This window comes from Rossellomorea arthrocnemi, assembly GCF_904424705.1.
GTDB lineage: Bacteria > Bacillota > Bacilli > Bacillales > Bacillaceae_B > Rossellomorea > Rossellomorea arthrocnemi.
Window position 1 is genome coordinate 53,085 of the sequence record NZ_CAJGBF010000013.1, and the last position, 12,135, is coordinate 65,219.

Annotated in this window: 11 protein-coding genes; all 11 read right to left on the reverse strand. The window is 41.5% G+C overall.

Translation table 11 applies throughout. From position 1 onward, the window contains the following. Window positions 1–201 precede the first annotated feature (201 nt). A complete protein-coding gene (locus tag BAA9072_RS16565; RefSeq protein ID WP_201715794.1) occupies window positions 202–990 on the reverse strand; it encodes a serine hydrolase in 789 nt (262 codons plus the stop codon). Window positions 991–1,007: 17 nt separating this feature from the next. After that, on the reverse strand, window positions 1,008–2,012 hold the full coding sequence (locus BAA9072_RS16570; RefSeq protein ID WP_201715795.1) for an ABC transporter ATP-binding protein: 1,005 nt from the start codon (window positions 2,010–2,012) through the stop codon (window positions 1,008–1,010). After that, on the reverse strand, window positions 2,009–2,932 hold the full coding sequence (locus BAA9072_RS16575) for a C40 family peptidase (protein ID WP_201715796.1): 924 nt from the start codon (window positions 2,930–2,932) through the stop codon (window positions 2,009–2,011). Before BAA9072_RS16575 ends, BAA9072_RS16570 begins: the two co-directional genes overlap by 4 nt. Window positions 2,933–2,949: 17 nt before the next feature. Further along, window positions 2,950–4,029: a mandelate racemase/muconate lactonizing enzyme family protein gene (locus BAA9072_RS16580; protein WP_201715797.1), complete on the reverse strand. Its 1,080-nt coding sequence runs from the start codon at window positions 4,027–4,029 to the stop codon at window positions 2,950–2,952. Beyond that, window positions 4,026–4,973: a S66 peptidase family protein gene (locus tag BAA9072_RS16585; RefSeq protein ID WP_230980909.1), complete on the reverse strand. Its 948-nt coding sequence runs from the start codon at window positions 4,971–4,973 to the stop codon at window positions 4,026–4,028. Before BAA9072_RS16585 ends, BAA9072_RS16580 begins: the two co-directional genes overlap by 4 nt. Before the next feature lie 85 nt (window positions 4,974–5,058). Further along, window positions 5,059–6,684 carry a peptide ABC transporter substrate-binding protein gene (locus BAA9072_RS16590; RefSeq protein WP_201715799.1) on the reverse strand — a complete coding sequence of 542 codons (1,626 nt, stop codon included), beginning with the start codon at window positions 6,682–6,684 and terminating at the stop codon, window positions 5,059–5,061. Between the two features lie 42 nt (window positions 6,685–6,726). Continuing rightward, entirely contained in the window at window positions 6,727–7,737 is a 1,011-nt protein-coding gene (locus tag BAA9072_RS16595; RefSeq protein ID WP_201715800.1) for an ABC transporter ATP-binding protein, read from the reverse strand. Window positions 7,738–7,742: 5 nt separating this feature from the next. Beyond that, on the reverse strand, window positions 7,743–8,696 hold the full coding sequence (locus tag BAA9072_RS16600; RefSeq protein WP_201715801.1) for an ABC transporter permease: 954 nt from the start codon (window positions 8,694–8,696) through the stop codon (window positions 7,743–7,745). After that, on the reverse strand, window positions 8,696–9,628 hold the full coding sequence (locus BAA9072_RS16605; protein ID WP_201715802.1) for an ABC transporter permease: 933 nt from the start codon (window positions 9,626–9,628) through the stop codon (window positions 8,696–8,698). The genes BAA9072_RS16600 and BAA9072_RS16605 overlap by 1 nt, the downstream gene beginning before the upstream one ends. A gap of 14 nt (window positions 9,629–9,642) precedes the next feature. Continuing rightward, window positions 9,643–10,467: a M55 family metallopeptidase gene (locus BAA9072_RS16610; RefSeq protein WP_201715803.1), complete on the reverse strand. Its 825-nt coding sequence runs from the start codon at window positions 10,465–10,467 to the stop codon at window positions 9,643–9,645. 1,073 nt (window positions 10,468–11,540) lie between these two features. Next, on the reverse strand, window positions 11,541–12,077 hold the full coding sequence (locus BAA9072_RS16615) for a histidine phosphatase family protein (RefSeq protein ID WP_201715804.1): 537 nt from the start codon (window positions 12,075–12,077) through the stop codon (window positions 11,541–11,543). Window positions 12,078–12,135: the final 58 nt, after the last annotated feature.

Below are 12,135 nucleotides of genomic sequence, written 5' to 3' on the forward strand. Positions count from 1 at the left end.
CATGTATCATCCACGAATAGTTACGTTGATGTAACGGAGACGTAATAATGGTACCCCCTTCATATAGTAATGGATGTGGATGAACATTATAGGTGATGCTTTCAGCTGGTGAAAAAATTAGAAATAACAAGACTGACGGAGTCATATCATCCATATCTTCATTAGCGTACGGTTCCTATCTTTGTCGCCCTTAAATCTTTTTTAAATTCCCTCTTTGATCAGATGATCATATATTAGTTTTCCGATCTGTACGATTGTCTCCTTTCCTGATTGATTTTCTTCAAGTTCATCAATTAAAACGGCAATGTAGGCTGTTTTATTTCCGAGCTTTACGATAGCGCAATCATGCTCGACCCCGGGTAGTTCCCCTGTCTTGTTTGCTACATACACTGCATTCCGGTCCATCCTTGAAGGGAGTTTGGTAACAAATTGCTGTTGATGTAGAATATTCAGCATTTTTTCGCGGCTGGAGTGTCTGAATCTCGGGCTTTTGTCCATTGCCTTTAAGCAAGAGATAATATCGATGGCCGATGTATAGTTATCCAAGCCTTTCTCTATCGCTTTGAAATCCATCAGTTTTCTAAGAAGTTTGGTATGCTTTAAATGTAAAGAATTGCAACATTCTTGTATTTTATTTGAACCCAGGCGATCTATAAGAAGATTTGAGGCAGTGTTATCCGAAACGATTATCATAAGAATAAGGAGGTCCTCTATTGTAAGAGAAATGGTTTCTGATAGTCCCGTCAGTACCCCAGCCCCTCCCACTCTTTGTTCTTTATGAACTAAAACCTTCTCATGAAGGGAGACCTTCCCTTTCTCTGATTGGCGGAAACCTTCGAGTAAGATGGGAAGTTTGATCAAGCTGGCAGCAGAATACGACCTGTCGCTATCGATATGGATAGAGTGTGATGGAAGTTCAATGGCAACACTGACCCTTCCATCACAAGTATCCATTACTTCCCGTATTTTATGTTCTAGTAAAGTCTTCATGAATCTCCTTCTTCCCTTTACCTGGTGACTGCCACTTCATCATGATCCCTTGCGATTTCCTTGTCGTAAAGGTGACAAGCCACGAAGTGCTTTTCCTCAACTTCCTGCCATTTAGGTTTATGGGTGGCACATGCTTCCATGGCTGCAGGACAGCGCGTTCTGAACACACAACCACTGGGCGGATTGATGGGACTTGGAATTTCCCCCTGTATGATCATACGTTCCCTTGCATCCTCCACATCGGGATCCGGAATCGGGATCGCTGAAAGCAAAGCTTGAGTATATGGATGAAGGGGCTTTTTATACAACTCTTTACTTTCGGTTAATTCAACAATATGACCTAGATACATCACACCGATGCGGTTACTGATATGTTTGACCATAGAAAGGTCATGTGCGATAAATAAAAAGGTCAATCCCTTTTCTTTTTGCAGCTTCGTTAATAAGTTGACAATTTGGGCCTGAACAGATACATCAAGTGCAGAAATCGGTTCATCCGCAATAATAAAGTCAGGATTAAGTGCAAGCGCCCTTGCAATACCAATACGTTGACGCTGGCCCCCGCTGAATTCGTGGGGATAACGATTGGCGTGATCTCGATTAAGTCCAACATCCTCCAAAAGCTGATAAATGCGTTCCATTTTTTCTTTTTTATCTTTGAATAAGTTATGAGCTTCCATGGGTTCAGCTATGATCTCCCTTACCGTAGAACGGGGGTTAAGAGAAGCATATGGATCTTGGAATATCATCTGCATATTCCGGTAAAAAGACAGCTTTTCCTTTTCCGTTAGGTCGTGGACGTTTTTCCCGTTATACAGGACTTCTCCTTCTGTCCGATCATATAATCCTATAATGGTACGCCCGGTCGTGGACTTTCCACAACCGGATTCACCCACTAATCCGAAGGTTTCCCCTTTGTTTATATCAAATGAAATACCATCCACTGCCTTCAATATCTTTCCTTTTTCCAGGTGAAAGTATTTTTTTAATTCTTTCACTTCGAGTAACTTGTGTTCTGTCATGGTGAGTCCTCCGTTTCTTTCCAGTAACGTCTGGCAGCACACAACTCTTTTTCGTAATATGTTCCTTTCAAAGACAGAATCTCAATCGTTTTGCCAGTGTTTGGTGAGTGTATCATCTTACCGTCTCCATAATAGATGGCCACATGGTGAATGCTGCCTTTTCCTTCCTCATAAGCAAAAAATAAGAGGTCTCCAGGCAACAATTGTTCTAAAGGGACGTTTTCCCCTTTTTTTGCCTGATCATTTGCATCTCGGGGAATCAAGTAGCCCTGGGTTTTACACATCGTGTAGCTGAATCCTGAGCAATCAAACCCGTAGCTTGACATCCCTCCCCATAAATATGGTAGGTCAAGAAATGATTCTCCAGAAATGACAATGTCCTGTCCACTTCCCTTTCGGTCGTTGACTTTCGATTTGGAGATAAGGATATCCGTCTGCCTTACATATCGTCTTCCTAACGGAGTCTCCACTTCGATCAAATCATCAATCTCTTTCACAACTGGCAAAACGGTTTGAAAGCTGATTTCTAATTCAGCCTCATTCTTACGGCTAATTAAGTCCGCGAATGGTCTTATCACAACGGCATATGTTTCAGCTTGAGGTAAGCCTCCTGGTAAAAGCTGAATAGTCGGGATCCAACCGGGGTATCCAAGCTCGTCTTTTGAGGAAGGTTGATCAGGAATGATGACGTTGGACCATCCGTTCCTCTCTTCCACCACGAATACTTCTTGACCGAATAAGGCTTGAGACTGTATACGATTCTCATCACAAAGTGCTAAGCGCGTATCATAGGTTAAGGAGTCTAACCATTTTGTGATGTGAACAGGATTAGATATGGCTGGTGTATCCACATCACGTGCAGAATCCGGATTGGTCCATATAGTTGCTACAGGTACTGCTATTTGCGCTTTTGTCGTCATTTGATTTCCCCCTATATTCAAACTTTTACGTTTTTTATCCCAAGACCCGGTTCGTTAGGCAATGTAATCTTCCGCCCGTTATATCCTATTCCCCCCACTATAATATCTTCAGCCAGCATGAGAGGAGCGTCGAAATCAAATCGAGTGACATTTTTCCTGCTTGCAGCAAAGTGGGCTGCCGCCGTTATTCCCAGTCTTGTTTCAATCATGCTTCCAACCATACATTCTACCCCGCAAACTTCAGCAAGATCATTTATTTTCTGAGCCTGGAAAATTCCGCCCGCTTTCATAAGTTTAATATTGATCAGATCTGCACTTCGGGTTTTTAATACTTCAAATGCTTGATAAGGAGTAAAAACACTTTCATCAGCCATGATCAGGGTTTCGACTGCATTTGTGACCCTTTTTAATCCTTCAATGTCATGAGCAGGTACTGGCTGCTCAACTAACTCAATATTCAGATCAAGGTCCTCCATCTTTCGAATCGCTTTTACAGCGGCTTTTGCTTCCCATCCCTGATTGGCATCCAGCCTAATTTTGATATTATATCCGATCCGTTGACGGATCTCTTGAATTCTTTTAATATCTGTTTCGACGTCATCTTTGCCGACTTTCACTTTCAGTACGTCAAATCCATTTTTTACATATGCTGCTGCATCTTCACCCATTTCCTTCGGGCTGTTTACACTCACTGTGTAATCCGTCTCGAGCTCCTTTCGATACCCTCCAAGGAATTGATAGAGTGGTATTTTATATTGTTGAGCTAAGCAATCATATATTGCCATGTCCACTGCTGCCTTGGCACTTGAATTCCGAATGAGTAAAGATTGTAAATGTTGAAAGAGATTCTCATAGTTTAAAAGATTATTTCCTACGATTGCGGGTTTAATTACTTGTTGGATGCAATGGTCAATGCTGGATAAACTCTCTCCCGTTATCACCACAGTCGGGGGTGCCTCTCCCCAGCCGACAATCCCGTTATCGCAAGTCAATTTGACAAAGATAGCTTCTGCCACCTCTACCGTTCGTAAAGCGGTCTTAAAAGGGGTATGTAAAGGGACGGATGCCCTGAATGTTTCAAGTTGATGGATTTTCACCTATTCTCAACCTCGCTTATACCGGATTCAATCTTTAATGTATGTTCAAACGTATCCATTATTCCGAGGCTGCCCACCGGGATTGCAATACTCGGGGAAGAATGACCGATTTTAAACCCTTTTATTACAGGCTTACCTGCACTAGCGATATGTGCTGTGAGAACTTCGTCAAGAGTTAAGGAACGTTCGCGTTTTTTAGGTACACAGTTTTTGAAGTCTCCAATGATAATGCCAGATGCTTCATTGAATTTATTGGCCATTTTCAACTGATTCACCATACGATCTACTTTATAAGGCTCTTCATCAATATCTTCTATAAAAAGGAGTTTCCCCTTCGTATCCACTTCATATGGAGTACCTAGTGTGCTGACCAACAAGGTGAGGTTCCCGCCGATTACTTGCCCCCCCGCCACTCCTTCCACCACCGTCTCAAGTTTCGATTTGTCATAGGTATACTCAATGTCCCCAGAATGAAACAATTGTTGAAACGATTCTTTTGTCGCTTCATGAACGTCATCAAGCCCGATATCTGAACTTAACATTGGCCCATGGAAGGTTACGAGACCTGTTTGTTGATGAATAGCAGTATGCAAAAAGGTAATATCACTATATCCCCAAAAGATTTTCGGGTTTTGGCGGATCAGTTCGAAATCCAACCTGGATACAATCCGCCCAGTTCCAAAACCTCCACACGCACAAAAAATAGCTTTCACATTCCTGTCTTTAAACATCTCATGGATATCTTCTATTCGTTCTTTGTCCTCACCTGCCAAGTAGCCATATTTCTTATGTACTGATTTTCCAACTTTAACGTTTAATCCTAATTCCTCAAGAAAACGTATCGCTTTTTGCAATGGTTCAGTCTTTGGAGGGCTTGCAGGAGCTATGACTCCTACAATATCCCCTTTTTTGAGTTTTGAAGGTTTCATCATCACACGGACCATACCCCTTTCGTAGAAAAAGAGGGAGTAGACGCATGGCCAAAAAAGTGCCTCTTTGCGCCTCTCCACTCATCCTGTTTTCAAATCATTATTTTTTATCAGCCCATTTTAATTCCATGTAACCAACCGGATGACGAACGATACCTGTCACATCTTCATTTTGCAGATATACATGATTATAGAAGTGAATTGGAATAATCGGCATCTCCTCCATTAAAATTTTCTCGGCTTGATACATTAAATCAAAACGTTTCGCTTCATCTGCTTCGTTCATTGCTTGTTTGATCAAACTATCATACTCTTCATTACTCCATCCTGTACGGTTCATGGAGTGTCCTGTTTGGAAGTTTTCCAGGAAGTTGATCGGATCTGCATAGTCTGCTAAGAATGAACTACGGGATAATTGGAATTTCAAAGCTTTTTGTTCGTCCTGGAATACATTCCACTCCATATTGGCTAATTTCACGTCGACATCCAGGTTTTCTTTGAACATTTGTTGAAGTGCCTCAGCAATTTTTTGGTGAGTATCACTTGTGCTGTATGTTAAAGTGACTTCAGGAAGTTTGTCGTATCCTTCTTCATCCATCCCCTTCTTCAAGAGTGCTTTTGCTTCCTCAACGTCTGTTTCCACCAAGTCTCCGTTTGCTTCACGGAAGTCTTTGCCAGAAGGATCTTTAAATCCTTTTGAAACGAATCCATAAGCTGCTTTTTCTTTGTTCTTTGTAACAAAGTCAACCATTTGCTGTTGATCAACTGCCATTGCGAATGCTTTACGAATGTTTTGATTTTGGAAAGGCTCTTTTTCTAGATTGAAACGATAGAAGTATGTTCCAGCCTGGTCTTCAACATTCACTTTTCCTTCTTCGAATAACTGTTTACTTAAATCAGCCGGTACATCAGCTGTATCCAGTTCACCTGTTTTGTATAATTGATAATCCGTATTTGTATCATTTACCATTGCCCAGTGAACTTTATCTAATTTCACTGAATCCTTATCCCAATATTGATCATTCTTTTCCATGACGAAATGGCTGTCATGCTCCCACTCCGTTAGTTTGAAAGGACCATTTGCAACAAAACTGTCCGCTTCTGCAAACCATTCAGGGTTTTCAGTAGCGACCTTTTCATTGATCGGGAAGAATGCAGGGTTAGCAATGACGCTCAAGAAGTAGGCCTGGGGACTAGTTAGTGTGACCTCGAATGTTTTCTCATCCTTCGCCTCCACTTTCACATCGTCTGCTGAACCCTTTCCAGTATTGTAGTCCTCTCCACCTTCAATGAAGTATCCCAGAAAAGCAGCCGGTGATCCTGTGTCCGGATTTAAAAGGCGTTTCCATGCGAATACGAAATCTCCGGCTGTGACATCATCCCCATTTGACCATTTGGCATTGTCCCTAATATGGAATGTATATACTTTGCCATCTTCAGAGACGTCCCACTTTTCGGCCATGGCGGCTTCTGGTTCATGATTGGCATTTAAGCGGGTCATCCCTTCCATTAAGTTATTCAATGCAGTCCAGGAGTAAGAATCAAATCCGATAGGTGGATCGAAGGATGTTGGTTCAGCGCCATTGTTCAAATGAAGGACCTTACCTTCATCTTTTTTCTTATCGTCCCCACTGCCTGATTCACTGCCTGCATCCTTCGTGGCCGTGCAAGCTGCGAGCACGAATAGAAGCATTCCCACTAGAAGAACGGATACTATTTTTTTCATGATTTTCCCCCTCTTATACTATTTATCTATCAAACGATCAGCTTATCGAATGGTTAAGCTGACCGGTGAAAGCGTGTCTCTGGCTCTTTTATCCTGAAGCCAGCAGTCGACATGGTGTTCGTTCGATAATTGTGTCTTTACAGGATACACACGGTCGCATACTTCCATTGCTTTTTCACAACGTGGAACAAATGGACATGCAACAGGAGGTGAAAATAGGTCAGGAGGTGAACCTGGAATCGGAATGAGGTCTTCACCATCAAGATCAAGCCTTGGTACCGATTTCAGTAACCCTTGAGTGTAGGGATGTTGTGAGTGATAAAAAATTTCTCGTCTGTTCCCTTCCTCTACGATTTTTCCGGCATACATGACCGCAATTCGATCAGCCACTTGAGCTACGACTCCTAAATCATGTGTGATTAAAATAATGGAGACTCCTGTCTTCTTCTGGATTTCTTTGAACAATTCCAGGATTTGAGCTTGTATAGTAACATCAAGGGCTGTTGTCGGCTCATCAGCAATTAAGACATCCGGTTCGCAAACGAGAGACATAGCTATCACAATTCTTTGCCGCATCCCTCCACTAAATTGATGAGGATACTGCTTCAGCCTCTCTTCCGGATTTGGAATACTTACGAGTTTCAGTATGTCAATCGCTTTTTGTTTCGCTTGCTTTTTGGAAACATCGTTGTGCTGCATTATCCCCTCCATGATTTGATCGCCAATGGTCAGAGTGGGATTGAGTGCCGTCATGGGATCCTGAAAGATCATGGAAATATCGGCTCCACGTACCTTTCTCATTTGGGGTTCGGATATCTTTAATAGATCTTCTCCCTTAAACAAGATCCTCCCGCCAGTTACTTTTCCCGGGGGATGAGGTATGAGTCTCATGATGCTCTGAGAAGTCACACTCTTCCCGCATCCGGACTCTCCTACAATCGCCAGAGTCTCTCCTTTATGTAGATCAAAGCTTACGCCCCTGACAGCCTTGACCTCTCCACCATATGTTGTAAATGAGACGTGGAGATCTTTTACAGATAAAACTTCGCTCATGATGATTACCTCCTTAGTTTCGGATCAAGTGCATCCTGTAATCCGTCTCCCAACACATTGAATGAAAACATCGTCAATGAAATGAATAATGCCGGGAAGAATAAACGCCACCAGTAGCCTGATAAAATTGTAGATAATCCGTCATTTGCCATCACACCCCAGCTCGCATAGGGGGCCTGAATTCCAAGTCCAAGGAAACTTAAGAAAGCTTCGGCAAAAATGGCACTCGGGACAGTCAGTGTCATCTGTACGATTATCGGTCCCATTGTATTGGGAAGGAGATTCTTTCGAATGATCCTTGCCGTTTTCGTTCCGAACGTTTTAGAAGCTAAAATAAATTCGTAGTTCTTAATTTGGAGCACCTGTCCCCGTACTATTCTCGCCATACCGATCCATCCGGTTACCGTTAAGGCAACGATGATGGTGAGCAGTCCTGGTCCCATAACCACCATTAACAAAATGACGACAAGCAGATAAGGCAATCCGTATAAAATTTCCACAATGCGCATCATGACATTATCCGTTTTACCACCTTTATAACCCGCAATGCCACCATATACAATCCCAATCACAAAATCGATAAGCGCTGCCATGAAACCAACGAACAGGGATATCCGTGCGCCATACCAAGTTCGGGTAAACACATCTCTCCCCATATCATCCGTGCCAAACCAGTGTTCACCAGAAGGAGCCAGGTTTTGGTTAGAAAGTGTTTGCTTTGTTACATCGTGAGGAGAAATGATCGGGCCGATGACAGCCATCACAACCAATCCAGTCAAGAATACTAACCCAAGCATAGCGAGCTTATTTTTCAGGAGACGTTTCCACGCATCCTGCCAATAGGATAGACTCGGTCTCACCACCGCTTCAGCATCAGTTTTATTCCTCTTCTTCGGTGCGAACCATTCATCCTGGACGTCTGAAGTCACGAGTGGCTCTTGTTGTTTTGGAACACCCATTATTTCGCCTCCTTCTTATGTAACTTAATCCGTCGATCAAGGAAACCATATGCCAAATCGACTAAAAATAGCATGATAATGAGAAAGGCACTATAAAATACCGTCGTCCCCATGATAACTGGATAATCACGCTGATTGATGCTTTCAACAAAGTATTTCCCCATACCCGGGATGGCAAAGATTTGTTCAATGACGAAGGTTCCCGTCAAAATCCCTGCGGCAAGAGTTCCAAGCACAGTCACAACCGGTAACAATGCATTTCTCAAGGCATGCTTAACGACAATCTTGATGGGTGACAACCCTTTAGCGCGTGCTGTGCGTATATAATCCTGAGTCAGTACTTCAAGCATACTTGAGCGGGTGAGCCGGGCAATGATCGCCATTGGTCCCGTAGCTAATGCCAAAGTAGGGAGAACCATATGTCTCCAGCTTGTCCAGGTTGCAACAGGAAAGATGCCTCTGTTTACCGCCAATTCCTGTATAAGCAAAGTCGCCATAACAAAGTTCGGGATTGAAATTCCCAGTACGGCAAATGTCATCGCCATATAGTCAATGATTCCGTTGTGTCTAAGGGCTGCCAATACCCCCAGGAGGATGCCGGAAAGCACAGCTATTATAAGAGTTGTCATACCCAGTTCAAAGGAAATCGGGAATCCCCTTCCAAGCAAATCGTTCACTGTTTGAGATGGCTGTGTGATAGAAGGGCCAAAATCCAATGAAATAAGCGACTTTAAATAAAGAAAATATTGCACCATCAATGGTTCATCTAAATGGTAATGAGCTTCTAAATTTTGCTGTACCATTTCACTTGTGTTTCGCTCTTCATTAAATGGAGAGCCCGGTATGGCATGCATCAGGAAGAACGTTAACGTTACAATCAGCCAAAGAGTAATCACCATGGCCAATAGTCGTTTCAACAAATATGTACTCATTATTCTCACACTTTCTAACAGAATGTTGTTCTCATCGCAAGTTCAGTCATAACAAGCATGGCTCTATATGCTTCAAGGATATCCTTTGCCTTAAATCTCACGGTCGTTGTTCCTTCTTCATGAATCGTTCCCGGCATGAGACTTGCCCACTCCGCTTGTCCGTAATTTGCAAACTCAATGCGTAACAGTGGTTGTTCAGGGGGGATAAGTGGTTCTACTTTTTTCATATTATGTATTGCTTCTTCTGTTTTTCTCTTTAATAACAGTGCTGATTTCTCCGGTGTGAGGCTTTTCGCAACAGAACGGGATATGGTTTCCTTTACCACAGCTGTCGTCACATTGGGAATCAAAGCTTCTGCCTCTAGTGCGGCCTGGTCGTCCCCGGCAATCATTAAGACAGGAACTCCATAGTACCCTGCTACATATGCATTAAATCCCAGTTCGCCAATTGCTACATCATTGATATACATGTTTCGAACTCCGAAGATCATGCTGTGGGACATCACGCCCTTCATGGAAGCCCTGGCATGATAACCCACAAAAAAAGCCCCATCAAACGTCTCATCCAGTCCTTGAACCATTGAAAATGGTTTTACTCCACCAGATATCAGCTTCGTTTCAGGGTGCAGCTTCTCTATTAACAGATTATTCATTTGTGAATGACTATCATTCACTACCACCTCTTTACACCCTAATTCAAAAGCTGACGTCACCACGGCATTCGCCTCATCGGTCATAATGATTCTTCCCCGTTCATAATTATGCTTATTCGATGATACATGTGTGTGATCCACAAGACCTGTAATACCTTCCATATCAACTGACATATATACGTTCATTAATAGGTCCTCCCTTCTTAGGTAATATTTATTAAATTTTCTTAATATTATAATAATTAATTCGCCTAATTACAACAATTTTTTGAATAAAAAGGAATATATTCCTATTTTCATGAAATAGGGAAAATCGAACTATATTATTTTATTTCATGAAGATTTTTCTCCTTGCGAAAGAATAAATAGTTAAATAGAATCATCAAATCTGATCAAAACTAAAAATGCGTTGGGTTATATAATGTAAATCACACCCCTCTCTTTTGTTAGTGGACAGCAATTTGATTGAATTTGAGGATAGGACATACGACTTATAGATATTATATTGGAATATTCTAATGGGAATTGTCGTTGTAATGATAATGAAAATCTCAAAGTGATTTTTTATTGGGTGACAAAGAGGATTCTGATTAGGGTTCGCTGATATATTCTGAATTCCGCTGATAAAAAAATTTTCCTTCTTCTAAAAATCACCTCTTCACCCGAATTGACCCTTCCATAAGAAAAAGACCTGGAGAAATGATCTCTCCAGGTCTTAAACTCGGTAAATGTATGTTAGCTTATTTTATTCAACAGTTTTTCTGAGTGCTGAGAGCCCATCTCTGCCACCAAATCAAGTAGTTCTGCTTTCGTCGTCTCATCTAGGCCTTTATAAATAAGGAAAGCTTGCGTTGCATCAGAAGTAATTAACTTTCTGTATAACTTTGATATTCTTTTACTCCTGTGGGTGTCCATTAGATCCTCCTCTATAAATCCTTTCTGTTATTATAATAAATATAGGCTTATTTTTTCAATATATTCTTCAAAAATTAATTATGTAACTAAAATGAATCATTCATTTTTCGAAATCGAGTGTCTAAAAAACAATACCTGAGAGAACCCATATAGTGGGCATGTATTTAAACCGGGTAGGCTGTACTCTTACTACATAAGAGAATACAAAATCATGGATGATCTGTGATGAATATTGATTATCAAACGTCACACCGGGTCAGGGGTAACGTTAATTCCTATATACCCGAAGATTTTTTTGAAAACGCGTCTGCGCCATTGCATTTTAAGTTTTTCTTTGTTTCTGATCATCTTTTTAACGTAAATTCGTAATGTTTATATTCGCCATTATTGGAGGAGAAGTTTAAAATATTTTGATCATTAGGAATTCCGTTAAAAAATGCCCCGATTGCACCTGTTGTACATCTGTGCCCTGAAATGAAAATATTTTTATTTTCATTTCCATGAAGTCTATGTAGCTCTTCCATGAAGTGTAGAATTCTTTTCATATACTGCTCAGTGTCCTCCACCCCATTATAGTAAGATGGATCAGGAAGTGGTCCATCCATTTTCACCTCCCCTTTCAACAATCCATCTGCCTCGCCTATATCAAATACATCCAATCTCGAATCGATCATACACGACATCCCCGTAGCAATTTCAGCTGTTTGGACGGCTCTTTCCTGTGGAGAAGAAATGACGTGATCGAATCTGATGTGACTTAGTTGCTGTTTTAAATCTTTGGCTTGTCTGATTCCTTCTTCATTTAATGTAACTCCTTTCCTTCCTTGCATTCTTCCTTGTTTGTTCATATCCGTTTGACCGTGTCTGATAACGTATATCATGGGGTAGTCCTTTCTTTTGTGAATCGATTATTTAGTACTGTCACGAAAAACCACTTAA